Genomic DNA, 22284 nt, shown 5'->3' with positions numbered 1-22284 from the left:
TCTGCTTTAATGGGGGCGTTTCGCGCCCCCATTCCAACAAGCACAAGGCTGCGTATGAACGATTACTCCCTTTCCCTACAGGCCCTTGCTGCCCCCGAAGGCACCTGCTTCGGCTGCGGTTGCTCCCATCCCTCCGGCCTGCACCTGCAAAGCCACTGGGATGCCGATGGTATTCACCTGCTGTGCCGGCACTCACCCGACAGCACCTACATCGGCTGGCCCGGCCTGGTCTATGGCGGCCTGCTGGCCATGCTGGTCGACTGCCATTCGAACTGGACCGCCATGGCCTACCACTACCGCGCCGAAGGCCGCGAGGCGGGCAGCCTGCCCCGCATCGACTGTGTTACCGGCAGCCTCGGGCTGAATTACCTCAAGCCCACGCCAATGGGCGTAGAGCTGCTGCTCAAGGCGCGTGTGGAAGGCGAGGTCGGGCGCAAGACTCGGGTCATCTGCGAGGTCTGGGCGGGCGATGTGCTGACGGTCAGCGCCGACTCGGTGTTCGTGCGGGTGGACACCGAAAAACTCAAGCTCAAGGCGCATGGTCAGGCGTAGCTGGGTATGACACTTCAAAGTCCCAGCACTGAACCTGGACCTTTTCATCATCATGATTCCAGATGAACTCGAACTCTCCTTTTAACGAGCACTGGTCGAAATCGATCGATTCAAGCGTGAACTTACCGTTTTCAATTGGCTGGACATCAAGATTGTAGAGACCGAACTCGATAAGTAGACAGTCTTTACGACCCTCGTCGCGATCAAGTTGGTATGTGCCATTGCGCGGTGCATTCTGGCCCGTCAAGCGCAGCCAGTATTGAGGTTGCTGATGGTGCTCTTCACTGATAGCTTCGATGTCGAAGCCGTCCTCCCACCAGTCTTGCCGATAAACTCTAAGTTGCGCTGGCGAGGTTCTTGTCCGTCCATTGAGCATCAGGTTGATTTCGAGTGGCTTGGGCATGGTCCGTTCCCCTGGGGCCAGCACACCAATGTGCTGTGCCTATAGCTCGACGATATGACTAGAGCGTAGGGGCGTCTACTGGCAGAAATGTCAGGTATAGGCAGTACTGCGCAGACTCTTGCGCAACACAGAGCAATTTCCTTGCAATGACAAGTTCCACTCTTGCAGGGACTAAGCTTGTCCGATCTGACCTGAAAATCCCCGCCCTGAGGTGTGGTCTTGGGTCTCGAAAGGGCTGCGAAGCAGCCCCTGCAATATGTGCAACAACGCTGAGATCCTGGGACCGCTATGCGGCCCATTCGCGGCACAAGGCCGCTCCTACAAGGCCCGTGTTTCCATTTAGAAAATCTGGTTCAGCAGCCAGTACAGGCTGCCGGCCAACAGCATCGCTGCCGGCAGGGTCAGCACCCACGCCATCAGCAGGTTGACCAGCGTGCGCGTCTGAACCCCCGAGCCGTTGGCGACCATGGTCCCGGCCACCCCCGAGCTCAGCACGTGGGTGGTCGACACCGGCAGCCCGAACATGTCCGCCGCACCGATGGTGCACATGGCAACCACTTCCGCTGAGGCGCCCTGGGCATAGCTCAGGTGGGTCTTGCCGATCTTCTCGCCCACCGTCACCACGATCCGTTTCCAGCCGACCAGGGTGCCCAGGCCCAAGGCGATGGCCACGGCCACCTTGACCCAGAGCGGGATGTAGCGGGTGGCATCGTCCAGTTGCGTCTTGAACAACAGCACATGGCTGTGGGTGTCGGCGTCGAACGCCACCAGCTGTTTCTTCTCGATCAGGCGGATGGTTTCGCTGGCCAGGTACATGTCGTTGCGCACATTGGCCATGGCTTCGGCTGGCACGCGCTTCAGTGAGCCGTAGCCTTTGACCTGGTCACCGATCATGCCGGTGAGCGCGGCCAGTGCCGGCACCAGTTGCGGGTTGGCCTTGGGCTCGGCGATGAAGGCGGTCAGCGCCTGGCGCGGGTTGGCGGGGGCCGGCCCGGGCGCCGTATGTACCAATGCCTGACGAGTCACTTCGGCAACGGCGGAGAACTGCAGCGCCTGCTCGCTGGGCATGGTCTTGTTCAGGGCGTAGGCCATCGGCAAGGTGCCCACCAGGATCAGCATGATCAGCCCCATGCCTTTCTGCCCGTCATTGGAGCCGTGCGCGAAGGAGACACCCGTGCAGGTCAGGATCAGAACGCCGCGGATCCACCAAGGTGGCGGCGTGCGGCCTTCTGGCGCCTGGTACAGCTCCTTGCGCTTGACCAGCGCGCGCAGCGCTAGCAGCAACAAGGCGGCGCAGGCAAAGCCGATCAGCGGCGAGAACAGCAGGGCATAGCCAACTTTACTGGCCTGGGCCCAGTCGACCCCGCTGGTGCCGTCGCGCCCGTGCATCAGCGCGTTGGCCACGCCGACACCGATGATCGAGCCGATCAACGTGTGCGAAGAGGACGCCGGCAACCCCAGCCACCACGTGCCGAGGTTCCAGATGATTGCCGCCAGCAGCAAGGCGAAAACCATGGCAAAGCCAGCCGTGGAACCGACCTGTAGAATCAGCTCTGCCGGCAGCAGGGCGATGATGCCGAACGCCACCGCGCCGCTGGAAAGCAGTACGCCCAGAAAGTTGCACAACCCGGACCAGACCACCGCCACTGGTGCCGGTAGCGAATGGGTGTAGATCACCGTGGCTACCGCGTTGGCGGTGTCATGGAAACCGTTGACGAATTCGAAACCCAGGGCAATCAGCAGTGCCAGGCCCAGCAGCAGAAAGGGCGTGACAGTGGTGATCACCGTGCCGCTGGCGGTTACGTCCTGCTTGAGGCTCCAGGCGGTGTAGGCGATACCGGCCAGCAGCAGGCCGAAGAACAGCACGAGGGTGGCGCGCCCGGGTTTGTGCGAAAGCTGCGGGCGGGAATCGCTGTGGGCCAGTGGCTGCTGGCTGGCCAGGGACGGGGTTGCCATGGGGGCTCCGATTGGCGTCGGCGAGGGTGGCACTGAGCATAGAAACAATTGCTCGACTGGACGTGACCTCGGTCAATCAATTACCTAGTCTCAAGACAGACGGTAAAGGCAGGAGAACCCCATGATTCGCTGCAAGCGCGTCTACGACGCGCAAGAGAACAGAGATGGCCAGCGCGTGCTGGTCGACCGCCTGTGGCCGCGCAACAAGCGCAAGGACGAACTGCATGTGGAGCGGTGCGGCCTAGGCAGTTCCCCGGTGTGCTATGCCCGTTGAGCTGATCGCCGCGAGCGATGCCTGGTGCACCTTCGCCCGCGACCTCACACGGCGGGCGATGCTGCCCTATTACCGCGAGTTTGGCCTGCTGTGGATCGAAGAAGCGTTCGATGAGGCCTGGAGCTGGCGCGAGCAGTGGCTGGTGATGGAAGGGGAGGCCGTGCTGGGTTTCTGCAGCCTCAGCCAGGACCGGCAGGCGTTGTTCATTCGCGAGTTGCACCTGGTGCCGGAACAGCGTGGGCGAGGGGTGGGCAGTCAGGTGCTGGAGACGTTGGCCGAATGGGCTGCGCAGCGGCGGCTGCCGCTGTTGAGGCTGATGGTGTTCAAGAGCAACCCGGCGCGGCGATTGTACCTGCGCCATGGGTTTGTCGAGATGGGTGAGGATGACTGTTTTGTGAGAATGCAGCGAGTCATCGGTTGACCTTGTGCCGGCCTCTTCGCGGGGCAAGCCCGCTCCTACAGGAGCGCTACAAATTGGGAGACTTGCGCAGATTCTGTAGGAGCGGGCTTGCCCCGCGAAGAGGCCGGCAGATTCACTGCTGCCTCACCCGCACAGTCTCACCCTGGCGAACCGTGGCCTCGAGCAACTGCCCCTGCAACGGCAACAAATCGCCAATCAACAGGTTCTGCAACAACGGCTTGCCATCGAAGCTGTTGCCCCCCAGCACCACATCCTTCACACCCTCGACCCGCACCAGCGCCTTGCCGACCCGGCCCAGGCGGTTGCCGCTGAGCACCAGCGGCCCGGCCAGCGGCGTGGCGTTGCGCAGGCTGATGGCATATTCCGCGGTGTTGCCGATGCGGTTGTCGAGCAACGCCACGGCGCCCACCTCGCTGGCATCAACCGCGCTGCCTTGGCTGCTGGCCAGCAGGTTGTCGTCGATCACCAGCGGCGCCGCAACGGTGGGCGCCAAATTGCGCAGCTGGATGCCATTGCCACGGCTGTCACCGATGCGGTTGCCGGCCAGCAGCACCGCGCCCTGTTGCTCGCTGACTTCGATGGCGGCTTTGGTCGCGCCAAGAATCAGGTTGCCTTCGACCAGGGCGCGGGTCTGGCCGCGCAGGCGCACGCCGCTGTTGTTGTCGATGCCGCGCAGTTGGTTGCCTTGCAGCTTGACCTGGCTGTTCTGCACATCGATGGCGTACTGCTGCGACTGCTCGAACTGGCTGCCGGTGATGGTCGCCTGGCTGTGCTGCAGTTCCACCGCGCTGGACATCTCGCTGAACTGGCTGTCGCGGATGATCACCGTGGCCGGGCGGGTACTGGCCGCCTGCTGGGTGCTCAAGGCGGTGGTCAGGCCACGGGAAAGGTTGGCGTTGTAGCCCAGGCGCTTGAGCGTCGAGCCGAGCACCTGGGTATGGCTGCCGGCCCAGGCCACCACGAAGGGCCGCCAGGCTCGGTCGGTGCTACCGGGCTTGTCGCCGGCCATGCTCTCCAGGCTGGACTGGTTCAGCCCGAGCCAGCCCTGGTTGATCAGCGCCGTGCCGGAAAAACTCGACAGGTACAGACTGGTGCCTTCGAGCACCAGACCGGCATCGCTGCCGATCAACAGCGGGTAGCTGAGCAGGTAGCCATCCTTGTAGCGCTTGAGCACGCGCGGGTCGTTCAGCGCGTCGTGCAACTGCGCCAGGGTGATGCTGCCGCCGCGTAGCATCACCACTTGTGGGTGGTGTGCCTGGTAGCCGGCGATGGCGCGGAACAGACCGTTGTTGACGAACGGCTCGAACGGCCAGCTGCCAGCCTGGGCCGAGAACATCGGCTGCAGGCTGACACTGGCGCGCCCGGCCGGGCGTTGCCGTTCGGCCTGCTGGAAGGCCACGGCCTGGCGCACCTGCTGGCGCACCTGGTCGGCCTTGAGCTGGCGTTGCTCGCGGGGCAGGGTGTCCACGGTCTGGTTGAGCGGCAGCGACTGGCTGGCGGCCTGGGCAGTGCCGGCCAGGCACAGGGCCGCCAGGCAAGTGAGGGAAAAGCGGGCGAGGGCAGCCATGGGTCAGCTCCTTGATCCGGGCAGTGAGGGGTAGAAGGCTTTGATCGGGCCGCCGAGCTGGCTGTAGTTGTCCACCTCGCCGTCTTCGTTGTCGTAGAGCTGACGCGCCAGCGCATGGCCGGGGTTGCGCTGCAGGAACGGAATCAGCCAAGCCATCTTGTACGGTGCCACATCCGCCTGGGACTGGCCCTTGAGTTCGGGCAGGTCGCCCGGTGCGAGCACCGTGCGGGCAGCGAAGTTGGCCAGCAGGTCGAGGGTTTGCTGGTCGCCGTGGCTCCACGGCAGGCCGTTGGCGCGCGCCGATTCGGCCAGCAGCACCAGCGGCACCAGGGCGTACTGGCTGTAGTTGGCTGCCAGCTTGCTGCGAGCCACTTCCAGCGGCAGGTAGGCGTAGGTGCCGTTGCTGGCGCGCACGGCCTGGGCCAGGCCACGGCGCAGGTTGCCGTCGGCCCACTGGATGAAGTCGTCGCGGCCGACCAGCATGCCGGTGGCGGCCACGGCCCAGGCTGCCCAGTAGTCGTGGTTGTTGAAGTACACACCGCTGGCGCTGCGGCGTGGGTCGTACTCGTGGATGACCAATTCGCCGAGGCGGGTGAACCAGCTGCGCTGCGCCTCGCTCAACTGCAGCTTGCCGTCACTGGCCGACTGGGTCAGCAACACGGCACCGGCCATCGCGGCCAGCGCCCATTTGCGAGCGGCCATGCCGGTACCGCTGGCATCGGGGTTGAGCAGGGCACCGGCTTCGGCCCAGTGTTGCAACCACTGGTCCTGGCAGGCCAAGGCCATGTTGGCGTCCTGGGGTTTCTTGGCGCCCTGGAAGCGTTTGCTGGCGTAGATCAGGCCGCCGACGAATTGCTTGACCTGCTTGCCGATGCGTTCGCTGTCGGCGTCGGGGCTGCTGCGCAGGGTCGACTTGCTGGCGTCGCGCTGGTCGTACTTGCTTTCCAGGCGCAGGCTACCGGTGTAGGGCGCGGGGGGTTCCTTGGTGCAGGCCAGGGTGCGGTAGTCGGCGATCATGGCCGACTGTGGGGTGCTGTGGGCGGGCCAGATGGACTGGGCCGCTTGCGCCAGTGGGCTGATCAGCAACAGAGCAGCCCCAATCAGCGGCATCACAGGCATAGCCGAGTCTCCACATCGGTCGCGGCGGTCCCTGGCTTGGTCGGCTCCATGAACACCGACAGCAGGTTGGCCCCGGCAAACTCCGGCGCCTTGCTCAGCTCCAGGTAATACTGGCCACCGGTCACCGCCGCCTCACGGCGGAACCACACCTTGTCCCGCGCCCCGTTGTCGTAATAGACGATGATGTAGAAGTCCTTGACGTTCTTGTCGCTCAGGCGAATGTCGAGAAACCCCTTCGACAGCGCCTGGCGGCCACTGCCGGCATTGCTCAGCAACTCGATGCGCTCACCCACTTTTAACGCCGGGCGCTGCAGTTTCGCCCCGAGCACTTCCTGGCTGGCCGCACAGCCACCCTGAACGGCCGGCACCAGCTGGCGATACATCAACGGCGAATCAAGGCGGTAGTTGGCGGGCAGTTCCCAGACGATCAGCTTGGGCGGCGCCTTGGGCTTGTAGTCGCTGGACAGCAGGTACTCCAGCAGCGAGCCGTCCTCACCCACACCGGGCAGGGCATAGTTGAGCACATCGACGTTGAGGTACTGCTTCAGGTAACCGTCGAAGTTGAACTGCTTGCTCTCGTCCTCACGGGCCGCGGCGTTACTGTCGCCGACCAGGATCACCTCTGGGTCTGGCGCTTCGTCGAACAAGGCGTCGCCACCGCTGGCCACCGGGATGGTCTGGTAGCCGCGCACATACTGGAAACCGTAGTTGTTGCCACACAGCGAACTCATCGCCAGGTTCAGGGTGCCGTCCTTGGGCACCATCACCCCCGGCTCGGTGCGGTATTGCTTCTTGGTCAGCCCGGCATAGAACGGCTGGCGGCGGATTTCTTCGGCCATCAGCCTGGCCGTGGCCTCGGCACCAGTGGGTGTCCAGTGGTGGTCGCGACGGAAGAAGTACTCGCCCTTAGGCGGCTGCTGCACCAGCTGCATCATCGGCGCCACCACCGCGCCGCCCTGGCGCAGCTGGCCCAGGTAGGTGGCGAGGCTGTTGCTGGCGCGGGCATAGTCAAAGCCGTGCAACTGGTCGGCGAACAGCTTGTCGCGGTGCATCAGCCCGCGGGTCGGCTGGATCGCCATGGCCACATGGATGCCCTGGCGTTCGAACGCCTGCATCAGGCGGGCGAACTCAGGGCGCATCGGCGCGGGGATGCCGAACTCGTTGGTCAGGTCGACGGCCGAGCGGAACAGCCAGCGGTCCTTGCCAGGCACGATCTCGCGCATCAGCTTCATGCGCCCTTCGGCATAGCGTTGCGGGTCGCTCATGGCCGGGCAGACCATGCACTGCAGGTTCTCGCAGCCAGGTTTGGTCGCCGGGTCAGCCTGTGCAGCCTGGCCTGGCAGGCTGAGCAAGGCCAGGGCAGCGCTCAGGCCAAAAGGTACAAGGGTCTTCATGTGCCATTCATCCTTGCAGGGCAATCATCACTCGGTCGGGTCGATGCTGTTGGCCAGGGTCATGCTGCGGTTGCCCGGCAGCAGCACGTAGCTGTACGAGCGGCCCTTCTTGAGGAACTGCTCATCGAAGCTGGCGACCTTGGTGTCCTGCTGGTAGGCGGCGAAGTCGATCTTGATCTCGTTGACCATGCGCGTGCCGGTCTCGCCGTTGCCCAATGTTTTGACCACTTCGTGCTTGCCATCGGAAGTCTTCAGCGCGGCCTGACTGGTGGTCAGGTTGTAGAAGGCGATCTGCGCCTTCTTCGGCTCGTTGACGTACTTGTCGCTGATCAGCTTGAGCTGCTTGCCGTCGTAGACCACGGTGCTGGCGGCATTGGCCTTGAGCTGTGGCTCGATCGATTTGCCGCCGACGGCGATCTTGTGCGGGCCGGCGGGGGTGAAGCGGTAGCCGCTGAGCTGGCCGGCGGCGACGCGCTGCGGGTTGACCTTGCCGCTGAGGGTGACGTCGATGTTGCTGTCGGACAGGTTCAGCACCCGCACGAACGCCGAGTCGGCTGGGGCCACGGCGTCGTAAAGGTCGGCGTTGCCTTCGGCGGCCAGGGCGGTGTGGCTGGCTACGACCAGGGCGATGGCGGTGAACAGTGGGGCAAGTTTCATCAGGCTCTCCTTGATTCTTCAGAAATGCTGGGGCGCAGCGCTGCGGCTGAGCGAACCGGGGCGGTGGGCGAGCAGGGTGCGCAGGGGGAATTCCCAGACCACGGTGTCGATCTGTGTGTTCGCCAACTGGTCGCTGGCGAGGAACTGGTTCATCGCCTCGAACGGGCCACGGGCCTCCACGGCGATGCTCAGCAGGTCGCGGTTGAGTGCTTCCTTGAGGAAGCCGACGAAGTTCCAGTCGTCGATCTTGCTGTAGCTGGTGCCGACCAGCAGCAGGCTCTGGTCTTCCTCGGCAAACAGGTCGTCAGTGCCTTGCGAAGCCTTGAGGGTTTCGTACAGGGCGATGGGGTTGGGGCCGAACTGCGGCGCCAGGCGCGCATGGTCGAACTGGATGTAGTTCATCAGGTCACCCTTGACGCTCTTCTCGCCGGCCTTGCGCGACACGTACACCTGGTCACCCAATAGTTGCGGGCGCTGGCGTGCCAGTTCGTAGGCCGAAAGCCGTGCACCTTCCGGGCTCCAGTGGGTGTCGGACTTGAGGAACAGCTGCGGGCCATTGAGGTTGGCGAGGAAGGCGGCGCGCAGCGGCACCACGTCCAACTGGCGGCTTTGCAGCTCGCCGACGAAGTGGTCGTAGAGGCTGGTCACTCGTGGGTCGAAAGCGTGCTGGGCATGGGCCGCATACACATCCAGCTTCATCGGCAACGGCAGGATCACCAGTTGTTTGCCATGCTCGGCCAGTTGCGCGTGGACCTTGGCGATCTGCTCCAGCTGGCTCGCCACGTTGGCTTCGAGGTCGTTGGGCACGCGGTATTCCTGGTTGGTGTAAAGCCAGCCATCCTTGCCCAGCACCACACCCTTGGTGCCTTCACCGAACAGGTGGAACTGGGCGTCGGCCCACAGCTCCACCGACGGGTCACGCAGGAAGAAGCGCTTGTCGTAGGCCTGCTCGAACTTGCGCAGCAGCTTGCCATCGACGAACAGGTTCCAGGTGTCGGTGGAGGTGCGGGCAAAGCTGAACACCGGTGGCAGCGAATAGACGAACATCGCCGCCAGCACCACCACGAACACAATGCCATTGGCCTTGCTGGCCGAATTCATCACCGGGTACATGGCGCGCTCCTAGAACTGGAAATACAGGAAGGGTGAGAACGAGTTGGCCGCCAGGCTGCTCAGCGCCAGCAGGAAGCCGCCCCACAGCAGCACGCTGTTAAGCGCGCCGACATGGCGCATGAAGTAGCCTTCCTTGTTGCCGGCGTAGAAGCGCACGTTGTTGATCCCGGCCAGCACCAGCCAGGCCAGCGCCACCAAGGCAAAGGCCATGGCCATCTTCGAGGCGCCGAGCACATACAGCTCCAGCGAGCCGAAGCCGTTGAAGCCGAACAGCGCCTTGTAGATGTCGATGCTGTGGCGCAGGTCCATGGTGAAGAACAGCGGCATGCTCAGCAGGATCAGCACCCCGGTGCGCAGGTTGCGGCCCGGGTGGTAGGGCGTGGTGACCTTGGTCGCCAGGTTGAACTTGCGCTCGATGACCATGCCCACGCCGAAGAACAGCCCCCAGCAGATGAAGGCGAAACTCGCGCCGTGCCACAGGCCCGACAGCAGCATGGTCCAGATCAGCGCGGGCAGGGCGCCGGCCACGCGCTTGCGCACCAGCGGCATGTACACGTAGTCGCGCAGAAAATGCGCCAGGGTCATGTGCCAGCGTGCCCAGAACTCGGTGATGCTCTGCGCCACATAGGGCTGGTTGAAGTTCTCCGGGAAGCGGAAGCCCATCATCAGCGCCAGGCCCAGGGCCATGTGGCTGTAACCGGCGAAGTCGAAGTACAGCTGCAGGGTCGAGATCACCAGGCCGAACCAGGCATCGCTGAACTGCAACGTGCCTTCGCTGACGAACAGCATGTTGATCGGCGCCAAGCGGTCGGCGATCAACACCTTCATGATGAAGCCGAGCATGAAGCGGCACACGCCCAGCGAGAACAGCTCCAGCGAGTGGGTGCGTTCGCGCAGCTGCGGCGCCAGCTGGCTGTAGCGCAGGATCGGCCCGGCCACCAGGTGCGGGAACAGCGCGACGAAGGCGGCGAAGTCGATGAAGTTGCGCGTGGGCGTGGCGTCCTTGCGGTAGATGTCGACGATGTAGCTCAGGGCATGGAACACGTAGAACGAAATGCCCAGCGGCAGGAAGATGTTCTCCAGCGTCCAGGTGTTGATGCCCAGCGGCGCCAGCAGCATGGCCAGCACCTCGGCGCCGAAGTTGGCGTACTTGAAGTAGCCCAGGGTCGACAGATTGCCGGCCACACCGATCCACAACATGCGCAGGGCCATGCGCTTGTTGCCTGCATCCAGACGTGCCTTGATGCGCAGGCCGAACCAGTAGTTCCAGTAGGTGATGCCGACGAACAGCAGCAGGAAGTCCGGCCGCCACCAGGCATAGAAGATGTAGCTGGCGGCCACGATCACCGTGGAGCGCCACTGCGCCTTGGCCAGGAAGTACACGGCCAGGAACAGCGGCAGGTAGAGGAACAGGAACACGTTGGAGGCGAAGATCATGGCACGGCCCTTCCTTAGTAACTGATCACCACGCCGACGCTCAGCTGGTAGTCATCGCCGGTTTCCAATGCACTGCCGGCATTGAGGTAACTGGCGCTGACCAGCGCGTTGACGTCCAGGTGCTTGCCATCGATAGCCACCGGAAACATCTTCCAGTAGTAGTTGAGGTCGATCATCTGCCCGACGTTGCGCCCGTTGCCGTGGGTGCCTTGGCTGATGGCGCGGTTGCGCTCGGTGCGCTGGTCGCCGTTCATGCGGATTGGCAGGGTGCCGTCGGCATCGCGCAGGTCGAGCTGAGTCACCCGCAGGTCCAGCGCACTGCGCGGGGTGGGGCGGGTTTCCACGGCGAAGCCGTAGTAGCTCAGGTTGCGCAGGTCGAGGGCGACGAACGAACTGGTCAGGCGCGTGCTGTAGGAGCCGGTGCGGGTGATGCGGTCGGACTGGATGGCGTTCAGGCGGAAGCCATCGTTCTCGTCGCTTGGCTTGTCGGTCAGGCCACCGCGCAACGCCACGCGTGGGGTCCACGCCAGGTCGTCGAAGCGCTTGCCGACTTCGCCCAGCACCGCCCAGCCCTTGCTGCTGTGGCCAGTGCTGGTGACGCCGTTGCCGTCGGTGTTGTCCATCTTGCCGTCCAGCGCCGCGAGTTCCAGGTGGTAGTCGCTGAGCACCGGGTAGGCGAGGTTGTCGCCCTTGAAGAACAGCCCGTAGCGCACGCCCTTGAAGTCGTAGCGGTCGTCGGCGTCGTGGCCACTGTGGTCGTTCTCGTGCATCAGGCGCACACCGACCTGGTTGTTCTGGCTCCAGCGGTAGGCGTACTGGCCCATCAGGTAAGTGGTGCGCTCTTCGCTGTCGGCCAGGCGGTTGACGTCGGTGTTGTAGTTGTGGAACTTCTGGCCGACGGCGAAGAACGCCTCGCTGAAGGTGTCCTGGTAGTTGAAGCGCAGCGACTCGAGGCTGTCGTCCCACCAGATGCCGTAGTCGTCATAGAAGCGCTGGCGGCCGAACGAGGCCGAGAAGCGCGGGTCGTCGCCGATCAGGTTGCGCTTGACGTACAGTTCGCGCAATTCGGCGTACCAGCCTTCGGGCTGCTCGCGCGCGGTGCTGTTGGTGGCTTCGTTGGTCAGGTTGCTCGACTGGCTGGAGTCGTAGTTCAACCATAGGCGGCCGTAGACCATCCATTTGGCCCAGCGTTTTTCTGGCGAGTACCAGGCGAACGACGGTTCGTAGCGCAGGCTGTAGAACATCTCGCGGTCGCTGCCGACCTGGGAGTCTTCGGGGCCGTAGCCGGTCTGCACGGTGAGCTTGTTGAACACTTCCGAGGTAATCACCGGCTCGCTGCCATCCAGTGCGGCGACGCGCACTGGCTCGTTACTGTCGGCCTCGGGGCCGGTAATTTCTTCGGCAGCGAAGGCCACTGGCAATGGCGCCAGGGCCAGCAGGGCGCCGAACAGGGGGTGGTGCGCTTTCACAGGGTGGCCTCCTTGAACAGCCCGTTGCGAGCGGCCAGGGCGCGCTCGATGTCATCCTTTGGCAGGGTCTTTTCCAGGCGCTTGATCAGGCTGCGTGCGCCGCGTTCGCCCAGGTCGAGGGCGACGCGGGCGTAGGTGTAGGCCTTGACCGGGTCGTGGCACAGGGCACGGCCGTAGGCGTGCAGGGTGGCCATGCGGTACCAGGCGGCGGTGTTGCCCTTGTCGGCTTCGGCCTGGAACAGCGCCAGGGCCTTTTCCTGGTCGGGCTGGTCCTCGACGCCTTTGCTGTAGTACTCGGCCAGCAGCAGGCCGGCACCGGGGTAGCCGCTGGCGCGCAGCTCATCGATCAGCGCGCGGGCCTTGTCCGGGTCCATCGTCAGCCAGTTGTTGACCATGTAGAACTGCGCCTGCAGGGCCTTGGCCCGGGTCGGCTCGCGCTCGCGCACCTGGTCAATCAGCGCCTGGGTTTCCTCGGCGTTGTGCTCGGTCGGGTTGGAGATCATGTAGTTGGCCTTGGACACCATGGCCGGCACGAAGCCGCGAGCCACGGCCACATCGCGCCAACGCTGGACACGGGCGGTGGCCAGGTTCAGCGCATCGTCCTGGGCTTTTTCGCGGGCCAGTTGCTCGGGCGTCGGCGGCAGCTTCTCGATGCCGGGTGCGCTGGCCTGGTTCTCGTAGCGATCGGCCTCCTGTTCGGCGCGCTGCACGCTGGTGATGCTGTCGAGCAGCGCGGCGACGCGGTGGATGATTTCCACCGGCAACTGCTCGCGCTCGGGTTCCAGCTGGTCGGCGAAGGGCGGGAACAGGCGGTCCTGCTGCTCGCCAAGGAAGGCGTAATAGCGGTCGAGGGCGCGCACGTCCACGCGTACCGCCTGGCGATACCAGCGCTCGGCGCTGGCGCGGTCGCCCTGACGCTCGGTGAGCACGGCGTGGTACAGCTCAGGGCGGCAGTTGAGCAGGCAGGCCTGCTCATACAGCGCCAGCAGCTGGGCCGCCTGGGCAGTGTCGACCAGCTCCGGGTAGGTCAGGAACACTTCCAGCGTGGTGCTGGTGTTGCGCGGGTCGAGGTTGGCCGGGTAGCGCGTCAGGGCTTGCGCCATCCACGGCCGCTGCGCCTCGCGCAGGCTCGGCGTACGGTCGATCAGGCGGGCCAGCGAAGCCAGTGCCGGGACCATGCCATGGCCATCGGCGAAGGCTTTCTGGTACAGCGCCACCACTTCCGCGCGGCTGGCGTCTTCACGCCCGGCCAGCACATCACCGAGCAGCAAGGTGCTGGCCAGGTCGCCACGGGCAGCCAGCTCGCGCAGGTCGGCGGTGACCTCGGCCGACGGGTCCTTGTACAGCGCGTAGCGGATCTGTTCCAGGCTCTGCCCGGCACTGGCCGTGCTGGCGCAGGCCAGCACCAGGCCAGCCAGCAGCAGGCGGGGGGGCATATTCGCGGTCATGGCGTCTTCATCCTCGGCCGCTTAGCGCGCAGCGCCAAACGGCAGGCCCAGGTACAGGTCGACCGCCACCGCTTTCTGGTAGGCATCGGCCGGCAGCGGGCTGTCGGGCTGGATGGTCAGTGCCAGGTTGCGATTGAGTTCATCCACGCGCGCATCGACCACCTTGCCGCTGTAGTGCTGGTCGAGGCCGTACACCTGCATGTCCACCGACTTCACTCGGTCGACATCGGCGAGCTTGTCGAACGGCACGTTGGCACGCACGAACAGGCCCTGGTCCTTGGGCAACAGGTGCATCAACGGGGCTTCTTTATAGCCGTAGCCGTCCAGGCGCTGGGTCGGGTAGTAGACCGTGCAGTCGCACGGGCTGTTGATCACCGTCTCGATGGTGGCGCGGCCGAGCAGGGTCTGCAGGTCACCCGGCGACAGGTCGGCGACCGCCTTCATGTCCGCAGGGCTGGTGAAACTGGTGGCCAGTTGGGTGGAGATGCTGGCCAGCGGCTGGCCGGCCTGCACGTCGGTGGTGCCGGCGGGCAGCAGGTACTTCACGTAGCCGTTGTCGGGCATGCTGATGACCTGGGCGTTGGTTGCCACCTGGGCTTGCAGCGCCGGGATGCGGAAGAACAGCAGGTAGCCCTTGTAGCCGACGAAGGCCAGCGCGGCGACGCCGGCGGCGGTGTACAGCAAGGTGCCGGTCAGGGCCTTGAGGCGGGCGCCCGGGGTGCGTGCGCTGGCGTGCTTGTGCTTGCGCTCCTTGATGTAGTTCTCGCGCTGCATGACATTGAACAGGCCATTGATGTCGGCGATCTCGCCGGACATGTAGGCGCTGATCAGGTAGCGCAGGATGTCGCGCTTCTGTGCATCGAGTTCGACGAACTGCGCGCCCACTTCGCTGCCACGTTGCGAGACGATGCGGATCTTGCTGTCGATGTTCAGGTCGACCTGGTTCAGGCGCAGGCGGATCGAGGCGTCGTACAGCGTGCCGACTTTCAGCGGCGCGTCGTAGGTAAGGCCCAGGCCGCCCAGGGAAATATCCTGCAGGGCCACTTCGAACGGGGCCTGGCCGCCACTGGCCAGGCGCACCCGCGCGTTCATCCGGGTGCGCACGTACTGGCGCTCGTCGACCGCCTCGTGGACGATGTTGGCCGCTGTCTTGCCCGGGGCCGCGGGAATGTTCGTGGTACTCATGTGCAGGCGCCTTTCCTTAACGTTGCGAGAGTTCTAAAAGAACGGTGATGACCCCGAAGAAGATCGCGATCGACGAGCACAGCATCGCCTTCGAGGACCAGCGGTTGAGGCTGGCGTCGAAGTCGACGCTGCCAGTGGCCAGGGTGGTCTTCTGTCGCGTCCAGCTTTGCTGGTCCATGTGGAACATCGCGTAGACCTTCATCAGCGAACCGACGATCTGGTTGTAATAAAGAACGAAGGGGTACATCGGGCTGACCGGGTGGCCGGCGAAGACGAACAGCACGGTCACCAGGCTGCGCGAGATCAGCACCCAGAACAGGTACACCAGCAGGTACTGGATACCGAACACCAGGCCGGCCACCACCGAGGCGGTGAGGCCCATCAGGCAGGTCCACATCGACACGCGCTGGTCCAGCAGCACGTACAGGGTGAACAGCCCCAGGCGGGCGCGGCCGAGCAGGGCGGTAGCGCGGAAGTTCTGCCGCAGCGAGTTGCCATACCAGCGGAACATCAGCTGGCGGGTGGCGACCAGGAAGCTGTCGCTGGGTGGGTGCTCGACGGTCAGGGTGTGGCTGTCGGGCACGTAGAAGGTGTTCCAGCCGGCGCGCATCAGGCTCAGCCAGCTCGACTTGTCGTCGCCGGTGAGGAACTGGAAGCGGCCCAGGCGCCAGTGTTCGAGAAAATCGGCTTCGACGTCGCGGATGAAATCGGGGTCGGTCATCACTTCGGCGCGGAAGAACGACAGCCGCCCGGTCAGGGTCAGCACCCGGTGCGACAGGGCCATCGAACACATGTTGATGTGGCGCTGGACGAAGCGCATCGAGTGCCACTGGCGCATCCAGCGGCTGCCTTCGACTTCGCAGAATTCGTTGGTGGTCAGGCCGCCCACGTCCGGCAGTACGGCAAACAGCTTGACCGCACGCTCGACACAGCCGGGCAGCATCATGGTGTCGCCATCGACCACGCCGACCACTGCGTCATTCAGCGGCATCTGCCGCGACAGTGCGCGGAAGGCATGGGCCAGGCCGTCACGCTTGCCGGTGCCACGGGCGCGGACGATCACCAGCTTGATGTCGTCGCGGTCCTTGACCTCGTTGCGCATGATCTCCTTGATGAAGGTCTCGTCGCCTTTCTCGACGATCGAGGCGATCACCGTGCACGGCACGTTCAGCCGCTGCACTTCCTGGAACACCGACTGGTAGACCTTGAACGTGGTGGTGGTGGGGATGCGGAAGCTGGTAACCACCATGAACATGTGCGAGGGCAGAGCAGCATCGCCCAGGCGATCGACCTGCCGGCGCATGCGCGGGAACTTCCAGTGCAGGAAGTACATGCCGCGCAGGTAGTGAACGATGGCGTTGCCATAACGCCACATGCCCAGCGTGCCGATGATGAAGATGAACAGGTGGTGGTTCGGGTCCAGGTACTGCGGCGCGACCATCTCCGAGGCCAGCGCGATCAGCCCGGCCAGGCACGCCCAGCCGAAGAAGCTGGCGGCTGCACGCAGGTAGCCGGGTGCCACGAAGGGTGGTTGCTGTCGATCCATGTCGCCTTGACTCCTGTTTTGCGGTGCCCGCGCGCCGCCCCGCCCAGGTGCGGGCCTGAGGCAGGTGGCGCGCGGTGGGTGCCGGGTGTGTTACCAGCAGATGCCTTGGGTACGGCTGTCGCTCAGGCCGGGCATGAAGCCGACCAGGTCGATCACCTGCTTGCCGTGGTCGGCTTGCAGGGCGCTGGCGAAGCGCGGGTCGTTGTTGCCCAGGATGATCACCTCGGCGTCATCGATCACTTGCTGCAGGTCGCTGTGCAGCAGCGACGAAACATGTGGGATCTTCGACTCGATGTATTCCTTGTTCGCCCCGTGCACGCGGGCGTACTCGACGTTCTCGTCGAAGATGCGCAGCTGGTAACCCTTGCCGATCAGGCGCTCGGCCAGTTCCACCAGTGGGCTTTCGCGCAGGTCGTCGGTGCCGGCCTTGAAGGCCAGGCCCAGCAAGGCGACTTTGCGTTTGTCCTGGCGCTCGACGAGGTCGAAGGCGTTCTGCACTTGCGACACGTTACTGGCCATCAGCGAATCAAGCAGCGGCGCTTTCACATCCAGGCTGGCGGCGCGGTAGGTAAGGGCGCGCACGTCCTTGGGCAGGCACGAGCCGCCGAAGGCGAAGCCCGGGCGCAGGTAGTAGCGCGACAGGTTGAGCTTGTGATCCTGGCAGACCACATCCATCACCTCGCGGCCATCGACGCCGGCAGCCTTGGCGATGTTGCCGATCTCGTTGGCGAAGGTGACCTTGGTCGCGTGCCAGACGTTACAGGTGTACTTGATCATCTCGGCGACTTCGATGGTCTTGCGGATCACCGGCGCGTCGAGTTCGGTATACAGCGACTCGAGCAGGTCGCCCGACTGGCTGTCCAGTTCACCGATTACCGTCATCGCCGGGAAGTCGTAGTCCTGGATCGCCGTGCTTTCGCGCAGGAACTCCGGGTTGACCGCCACGCCGAAGTCGACGCCGGCCTGTTTGCCCGAATACTGCTCGAGGATCGGCACTACCACGTTCTTCACCGTGCCTGGCAGCACGGTGCTGCGCACCACCACGGTGTGGCGGCTGGCCTTGTCGCGCAGGGCGGTGCCGATTTGCTGGCATACCGCTTCCATGTACACCAGGTCCAGGTCGCCGTTCTTCTTGCTCGGGGTGCCAACGCACAGCAGCGACAGGTCGGTGGCGAGGATTGCCGCCTGCACGTCGGTAGTGCCGCGCAGGCGGCCTTTGCTGATGCCGTCCTGCAGCAGCTGTTCCAGCCCTGGCTCGACAATCGGCGACTTGCCCTGGTTGATCAGCTCGATTTTCGCCGGGGAGATGTCCACCCCCAGCACGTGATGGCCGCGGGCCGACAGGCAACCCGCGCAGACTGCGCCAACATAACCAAGTCCAAAGATACTGATGTTCATAGGTCCCTCTCCCTGGGGCACGGCAAAGCCGGCCGAGATACATCGTTCATGAAGTTGTCTTAACTGGCAGACGCGCAGAAGTAAGCCGCGCTCGGAAGTGGCGTTTCAGGCTGTTTCTTAGTGGTCTTATTACAGCCTAAGGTCGTTTTTATTTTCATTGCAAGCGTTCATATCTGCTTGTTTGAAAATAACTTACGCCTTCTCTGTTAAAGTTTAAAAACCTTTAAAAATCAACAAGTTAAAGTTGCTGTTAGTTGGGCGTCAAAAAACGGTTAACTCTGTCTGTGGCAGTAAAGTGACGCCAAATGGGTGGCGCTATCCTGCTTTTTACCTTGCGCTATCCAGCTCGTATTGCTTGGCCAGGGATGCTTGGAAGCCCTTTGGATCAAGGCCCCGCGGCGTGTGGGTAATGGCGCAATACTGGCTTGCGACGCTGGCCGGTGATGGGCATAGTGACCACACAGTCTGCAACTGCTTACAGGGTTGTGAGCAGCACCCATGACGGCAAAGAAATCAGGAGAAACGTCATATGAAAGGACTCGGGCCACGTCTGCGCGAAGAGCGTGAGCGGCTGGGCATGACCCAGCGGGTATTCGGTGACATCGGCGGTGTCGAGCCTAATGCCCAGGGTAAGTACGAAAGCGGTGAGCGCACCCCTCGGGCGGATTACCTGGCGGCGCTGGCGACCCGGGGCGTGGATGCGCTGTACGTGCTTAGCGGTGAGCGCACGCCGGCACCGCTGGAAAGCCTGACGGCGGATGAAAGCGGTCTGCTTGGCGCGTTTCGGCGCTTGCCGGCGGCCGACAAGGCGGCGTTGTGGCATCTGCTGGGGCGCCTGGCGGGTGAGGGTAGCGGTGGTGAGTGGGGGCGGCAGGCGCGTCCTGAGCGTCAGACGTTTCTGAAGGAAGTTTTACGCTAGGTCCGCCATGAAAAATTTTGTTAAGGTGGCGGGATCCAATCGCCCTGTTGACGAGGTGTCTGCTTGATTAGGGTCCTAGTGGTCGACGATCACGATCTGGTTCGAACCGGAATTACTCGCATGCTGGCCGATATCGATGGCCTGCAGGTGGTGGGTGAGGCGGATTCGGGCGAATCGGCGCTCAAGCTCGCCCGGGAACTGAAGCCAGACGTCGTGCTGATGGACGTGAAGATGCCTGGAATCGGCGGTCTGGAAGCCACCCGCAAACTGTTGCGCAGCCACCCCGACATCAAGGTGGTGGCTGTAACCGTATGTGAAGAAGACCCGTTCCCCACCCGCTTGATGCAGGCGGGCGCCGCGGGTTACCTGACCAAGGGCGCAGGGTTGGACGAAATGGTCCAGGCCATCCGCCTGGCCTTTGCCGGGCAGCGCTACATCAGCCCGCAGATCGCCCAGCAGCTGGCGCTCAAATCGTTCCAGCCCCAGGGCTCGCCGTTCGATGCGTTGTCGGAGCGGGAAATCCAGATCGCCCTGATGATCGTAGGCTGCCAGAAAGTGCAGATCATCTCCGACAAGTTGTGCCTGTCGCCCAAGACCGTCAATACTTACCGTTATCGGATCTTCGAAAAACTCTCGGTCACCAGCGACGTCGAACTGACGTTGCTGGCCGTTCGCCACGGTATGGTTGACGCAAGCCTGTAAACCCTCATGTCACAAGTCTTTGATGCCAGCGCCTTCCTGGCGACCTGCAGCGGTCGGCCAGGCGTATACCGGATGTTCGACGCCGAGGCGCGGCTGCTCTATGTGGGCAAGGCCAAGAACCTCAAGAAGCGCCTGGCCAGTTATTTTCGCAAGACCGGCCTGGCGCCGAAAACCGCCGCGCTGGTGGGGCGCATCGCCCAGGTCGAAACCACCATCACCGCCAATGAGACCGAGGCGTTGCTGCTTGAGCAGAACCTCATCAAGCAGTGGCGGCCGCCGTACAACATTCTGTTGCGCGACGATAAATCCTACCCGTACGTATTCCTGTCGGACGGCGAATTCCCTCGCTTGGGCATCCACCGTGGGGCGAAGAAAGCCAAGGGGCGCTATTTCGGGCCATACCCCAGTGCTGGCGCCATTCGCGAGAGCCTCAGCCTGTTGCAGAAAGCCTTTTCAGTGCGCCAGTGCGAAGACAGCTATTTCGCCAACCGCACCCGCCCGTGCCTGCAGTACCAGATCAAGCGCTGCAAAGGTCCATGCACCAACCTGGTCACGCCCGAGGAATATGCCGAGGATGTGCGCCATTCGGTGATGTTCCTTGAGGGCCGCAGCCAGCAGTTGGGCAACGAGCTCAACGAAGAAATGGAAAAGGCCGCCATGGCCCTCAATTTCGAAAAGGCCGCCGAATTGCGCGACCAGATTGCCCTGTTGCGCCGGGTTCAGGATCAGCAATACATCGAAGGCGGCTCCGGCGACGTCGATGTGGTGGCTGCCTTCGTCAACCCGGGCGGTGCCTGCGTGCATCTGATCAGCGTGCGCGGCGGTCGGGTGCTGGGCAGCAAGAACTTTTTCCCGCAGGTGGGCATCGAGGAGGAGGTGGCCGAAGTCATGGCCGCGTTCCTGTCGCAGTACTACCTGGGCAATGCCGAGCGTGAACTGCCTGGCGAGTTGATCGTCAACGTAGTGCACGAAGACTTCGAGGCCATCACCGAAGCCGTGCAGACGTTGCGCGGTCGCGAGCTGACCATCAGCCACCGCGTGCGCGGCACCCGTGCGCGCTGGCAGCAGCTGGCGGTGACCAATGCCGAGCAGGCACTCAATGCCCGCCTGGCCAACCGCCAGCACATGGCGGCGCGCTTCGAGGCCCTGGCCGAAGTGCTCGGCCTGGACGAAGTGCCGCAGCGCCTGGAATGCTATGACATCAGCCACTCCAGCGGCGAAGCCACGGTCGCCAGCTGCGTGGTGTTCGGCCCGGAGGGCCCGATCAAGTCGGATTACCGCCGCTTCAACATCGAAGGCGTCACCGCTGGCGACGACTATGCCGCCATGCACCAAGCCCTGACCCGTCGTTATGGGCGGATCAAGGACGGCGAGGGCAAGTTGCCCGATGTGCTGCTGGTGGACGGCGGCAAGGGCCAATTGAACATGGCCCGCGAAGTGATGCAGGAGTTGGCCTTCACCGACCTGACCCTGCTTGGCGTGGCCAAGGGTGTGACCCGCAAGGCCGGCTTCGAGACCCTGTACCTCAACGATGTGGCCCACGAGTTCACCCTCAAGGGCGACAACCCGGCGCTGCACCTGATTCAGCAGATACGCGATGAAGCCCACCGTTTTGCCATCACCGGCCACCGTGCCCGACGTGGCAAGGCCCGCCGCACCTCGAGCCTGGAAGACGTTGCCGGGGTAGGGCCCAAGCGCCGCCGCGACCTGCTGAAACATTTCGGCGGCCTGCAGGAGCTCAACCGCGCCAGCATCGATGAGATCGCCAAAGCCCCCGGCATCAGTAAAAAGCTTGCCGAGTCGATTTATGCCAGCCTGCATAGCGAGTAGAATGCCGGGCTCAACCCGCAGCCAGTCGTACCGATGAATATTCCAAACCTGCTCACCGTTCTACGCGTCCTGCTCATTCCGATCTTCATCCTGCTGTTCTATGTGCCCTACCACTGGAGCTACATGGCCGCCAGCACGGTATTCGCCATCGCCGCCGCCACTGACTGGCTGGACGGCTACCTGGCGCGTCGGCTGCAGCAGAGCACACCCTTCGGCGCCTTCCTCGACCCGGTGGCTGACAAGCTGATGGTGGCCGTGGCCTTGGTGCTGCTGGTGCAGGTGCACGCGAACTTCTGGCTGACCCTGCCGGCGGCGGTAATCATCGGCCGCGAAATCGTCGTGTCGGCGCTGCGCGAGTGGATGGCCGAACTGGGGGCGAGGGCGCACGTGGCAGTGTCCAACCTCGGCAAGTGGAAGACAGCAGCTCAGATGCTGGCGCTGGTGATTCTGCTGGCCAACCCGCCGGTGGTGAGCTTCTGGGTGGTGCTGGGCTACGGCCTGTTGCTGGTGGCGGCTGCGCTGACCCTGTGGTCGATGGTGCACTACCTGGTGGCCGCCTGGCCGCACCTGCGCGAAGGCTCGGAACAAAAATAAAAGTTTTTTGAATCAAGGGGTTGACGCCGTTTCAGATATCGCTAGAATGGCACCCATCACGACGCGGGAATAGCTCAGTTGGTAGAGCACGACCTTGCCAAGGTCGGGGTCGCGAGTTCGAGTCTCGTTTCCCGCTCCAAATTGGCTTTATCGAAGTATTTCGATAGGGCAAGAAAGAAGACCCTTCGGGGTCTTTTTTCGTTTCTGGCTACTACGAAAATTCAGATTTTTCCCCTTCCTTGTAACCCATTTCCCAAAGATTCTCTTGCCCTCTGTGAGCCGACAGGTGTGCCGCCATGC

19 protein-coding genes, 1 tRNA gene and 1 pseudogene are annotated in these 22284 nt (G+C 63.6%); 8 read left to right on the top strand and 13 right to left on the bottom strand.

What is annotated here, in order from left to right; genetic code table 11:
* Nucleotides 1-54 precede the first annotated feature (54 nt).
* Nucleotides 55-552 (top strand): PaaI family thioesterase, encoded by a 498-nt coding sequence (locus APH28_RS27280; RefSeq protein WP_060513512.1) that lies wholly within the window; start codon nt 55-57, stop codon nt 550-552.
* On the opposite strand, the gene APH28_RS27275 is transcribed toward APH28_RS27280, so the two are convergent.
* A complete protein-coding gene (locus tag APH28_RS27275) occupies nt 530-955 on the bottom strand; it encodes a hypothetical protein (protein WP_060513511.1) in 426 nt (141 codons plus the stop codon). The two genes, APH28_RS27280 and APH28_RS27275, sit on opposite strands and share 23 nt — an antisense overlap.
* Before the next feature lie 339 nt (nt 956-1294).
* Nucleotides 1295-2911: an inorganic phosphate transporter gene (locus tag APH28_RS27270; RefSeq protein WP_060513510.1), complete on the bottom strand. Its 1617-nt coding sequence runs from the start codon at nt 2909-2911 to the stop codon at nt 1295-1297.
* A 121-nt stretch (nt 2912-3032) separates the two neighbouring features.
* On the opposite strand from APH28_RS27270, the pseudogene APH28_RS28490 reads away from it, so the two are divergent.
* A pseudogene (locus APH28_RS28490) lies at nt 3033-3137 on the top strand (DUF488 family protein); the annotation flags it as partial.
* A 37-nt stretch (nt 3138-3174) separates the two neighbouring features.
* The gene (locus APH28_RS27265; protein WP_060513509.1) at nt 3175-3606 is read left to right on the top strand and encodes a GNAT family N-acetyltransferase; all 432 of its coding nucleotides are present in this window, start codon (nt 3175-3177) and stop codon (nt 3604-3606) included.
* Between the two features lie 112 nt (nt 3607-3718).
* On the opposite strand, the gene APH28_RS27260 is transcribed toward APH28_RS27265, so the two are convergent.
* The 11 genes from APH28_RS27260 to APH28_RS27210 all read right to left on the bottom strand — a co-directional run bounded on the left by APH28_RS27260 (nt 3719) and on the right by APH28_RS27210 (nt 17939).
* Nucleotides 3719-5173, bottom strand: coding sequence for a right-handed parallel beta-helix repeat-containing protein (locus tag APH28_RS27260; RefSeq protein WP_082432405.1), 1455 nt, complete (start codon nt 5171-5173; stop codon nt 3719-3721).
* Nucleotides 5174-5176: 3 nt separating this feature from the next.
* On the bottom strand, nt 5177-6292 hold the full coding sequence (locus APH28_RS27255) for a polysaccharide lyase (protein WP_060513508.1): 1116 nt from the start codon (nt 6290-6292) through the stop codon (nt 5177-5179).
* Nucleotides 6283-7686, bottom strand: coding sequence for an alginate biosynthesis protein AlgX (locus tag APH28_RS27250; RefSeq protein ID WP_060513507.1), 1404 nt, complete (start codon nt 7684-7686; stop codon nt 6283-6285). Before APH28_RS27250 ends, APH28_RS27255 begins: the two co-directional genes overlap by 10 nt.
* 27 nt (nt 7687-7713) lie before the next feature.
* Entirely contained in the window at nt 7714-8343 is a 630-nt protein-coding gene (locus APH28_RS27245) for an alginate O-acetyltransferase AlgF (RefSeq protein ID WP_060513506.1), read from the bottom strand.
* A gap of 18 nt (nt 8344-8361) precedes the next feature.
* Nucleotides 8362-9456, bottom strand: coding sequence for an alginate O-acetyltransferase (locus APH28_RS27240; RefSeq protein WP_060513505.1), 1095 nt, complete (start codon nt 9454-9456; stop codon nt 8362-8364).
* 9 nt (nt 9457-9465) lie between these two features.
* Complete coding sequence (locus tag APH28_RS27235) at nt 9466-10893, bottom strand: MBOAT family protein (RefSeq protein WP_060513504.1); 1428 nt, start codon at nt 10891-10893, stop codon at nt 9466-9468.
* Between the two features lie 14 nt (nt 10894-10907).
* Nucleotides 10908-12362 carry an alginate export family protein gene (locus tag APH28_RS27230; RefSeq protein WP_060513503.1) on the bottom strand — a complete coding sequence of 485 codons (1455 nt, stop codon included), beginning with the start codon at nt 12360-12362 and terminating at the stop codon, nt 10908-10910.
* Entirely contained in the window at nt 12359-13810 is a 1452-nt protein-coding gene (locus tag APH28_RS27225) for a tetratricopeptide repeat protein (protein ID WP_060513502.1), read from the bottom strand. The genes APH28_RS27230 and APH28_RS27225 overlap by 4 nt, the downstream gene beginning before the upstream one ends.
* A gap of 21 nt (nt 13811-13831) precedes the next feature.
* Entirely contained in the window at nt 13832-14995 is a 1164-nt protein-coding gene (locus tag APH28_RS27220; protein WP_060513501.1) for a PilZ domain-containing protein, read from the bottom strand.
* Between the two features lie 16 nt (nt 14996-15011).
* On the bottom strand, nt 15012-16541 hold the full coding sequence (locus APH28_RS27215) for a glycosyltransferase (protein ID WP_177334306.1): 1530 nt from the start codon (nt 16539-16541) through the stop codon (nt 15012-15014).
* A 90-nt stretch (nt 16542-16631) separates the two neighbouring features.
* On the bottom strand, nt 16632-17939 hold the full coding sequence (locus tag APH28_RS27210; protein WP_060513500.1) for a nucleotide sugar dehydrogenase: 1308 nt from the start codon (nt 17937-17939) through the stop codon (nt 16632-16634).
* A 529-nt stretch (nt 17940-18468) separates the two neighbouring features.
* On the opposite strand from APH28_RS27210, the gene APH28_RS27205 reads away from it, so the two are divergent.
* The 5 genes from APH28_RS27205 to APH28_RS27185 all read left to right on the top strand — a co-directional run bounded on the left by APH28_RS27205 (nt 18469) and on the right by APH28_RS27185 (nt 22123).
* Nucleotides 18469-18858 carry a helix-turn-helix domain-containing protein gene (locus tag APH28_RS27205; RefSeq protein WP_060513499.1) on the top strand — a complete coding sequence of 130 codons (390 nt, stop codon included), beginning with the start codon at nt 18469-18471 and terminating at the stop codon, nt 18856-18858.
* 63 nt (nt 18859-18921) lie between these two features.
* Complete coding sequence (gene uvrY, locus APH28_RS27200; protein WP_027920570.1) at nt 18922-19560, top strand: UvrY/SirA/GacA family response regulator transcription factor; 639 nt, start codon at nt 18922-18924, stop codon at nt 19558-19560.
* 6 nt (nt 19561-19566) lie between these two features.
* Nucleotides 19567-21390: an excinuclease ABC subunit UvrC gene (gene uvrC, locus APH28_RS27195; protein ID WP_060513498.1), complete on the top strand. Its 1824-nt coding sequence runs from the start codon at nt 19567-19569 to the stop codon at nt 21388-21390.
* Between the two features lie 33 nt (nt 21391-21423).
* Complete coding sequence (pgsA, locus tag APH28_RS27190; protein WP_028626065.1) at nt 21424-21984, top strand: CDP-diacylglycerol--glycerol-3-phosphate 3-phosphatidyltransferase; 561 nt, start codon at nt 21424-21426, stop codon at nt 21982-21984.
* Nucleotides 21985-22047: 63 nt separating this feature from the next.
* Nucleotides 22048-22123, top strand: a tRNA-Gly gene (locus APH28_RS27185).
* The last annotated feature ends 161 nt before the right edge of the window (nt 22124-22284 follow it).

Source organism: Pseudomonas sp. NBRC 111124 (assembly GCF_001320245.1).
In the GTDB taxonomy this organism is placed as follows: domain Bacteria; phylum Pseudomonadota; class Gammaproteobacteria; order Pseudomonadales; family Pseudomonadaceae; genus Aquipseudomonas.
This window is presented reverse-complemented; position numbering and strand designations above follow the sequence as displayed.

Coding starts and splice junctions, on each gene's coding strand:
- APH28_RS27280 (WP_060513512.1), top strand. CDS start 55: ATGAACGATTACTCCCTTTCCCTACAGGCCCTTGCTGCCCCCGAAGGC.
- APH28_RS27275 (WP_060513511.1), bottom strand. CDS start 955: ATGCCCAAGCCACTCGAAATCAACCTGATGCTCAATGGACGGACAAGA.
- APH28_RS27270 (WP_060513510.1), bottom strand. CDS start 2,911: ATGGCAACCCCGTCCCTGGCCAGCCAGCAGCCACTGGCCCACAGCGAT.
- APH28_RS27265 (WP_060513509.1), top strand. CDS start 3,175: ATGCCCGTTGAGCTGATCGCCGCGAGCGATGCCTGGTGCACCTTCGCC.
- APH28_RS27260 (WP_082432405.1), bottom strand. CDS start 5,173: ATGGCTGCCCTCGCCCGCTTTTCCCTCACTTGCCTGGCGGCCCTGTGC.
- APH28_RS27255 (WP_060513508.1), bottom strand. CDS start 6,292: ATGCCTGTGATGCCGCTGATTGGGGCTGCTCTGTTGCTGATCAGCCCA.
- APH28_RS27250 (WP_060513507.1), bottom strand. CDS start 7,686: ATGAAGACCCTTGTACCTTTTGGCCTGAGCGCTGCCCTGGCCTTGCTC.
- APH28_RS27245 (WP_060513506.1), bottom strand. CDS start 8,343: ATGAAACTTGCCCCACTGTTCACCGCCATCGCCCTGGTCGTAGCCAGC.
- APH28_RS27240 (WP_060513505.1), bottom strand. CDS start 9,456: ATGTACCCGGTGATGAATTCGGCCAGCAAGGCCAATGGCATTGTGTTC.
- APH28_RS27235 (WP_060513504.1), bottom strand. CDS start 10,893: ATGATCTTCGCCTCCAACGTGTTCCTGTTCCTCTACCTGCCGCTGTTC.
- APH28_RS27225 (WP_060513502.1), bottom strand. CDS start 13,810: ATGACCGCGAATATGCCCCCCCGCCTGCTGCTGGCTGGCCTGGTGCTG.
- APH28_RS27220 (WP_060513501.1), bottom strand. CDS start 14,995: ATGAGTACCACGAACATTCCCGCGGCCCCGGGCAAGACAGCGGCCAAC.
- APH28_RS27215 (WP_177334306.1), bottom strand. CDS start 16,541: ATGGATCGACAGCAACCACCCTTCGTGGCACCCGGCTACCTGCGTGCA.
- APH28_RS27210 (WP_060513500.1), bottom strand. CDS start 17,939: ATGAACATCAGTATCTTTGGACTTGGTTATGTTGGCGCAGTCTGCGCG.
- APH28_RS27205 (WP_060513499.1), top strand. CDS start 18,469: ATGAAAGGACTCGGGCCACGTCTGCGCGAAGAGCGTGAGCGGCTGGGC.
- uvrC (WP_060513498.1), top strand. CDS start 19,567: ATGTCACAAGTCTTTGATGCCAGCGCCTTCCTGGCGACCTGCAGCGGT.
- pgsA (WP_028626065.1), top strand. CDS start 21,424: ATGAATATTCCAAACCTGCTCACCGTTCTACGCGTCCTGCTCATTCCG.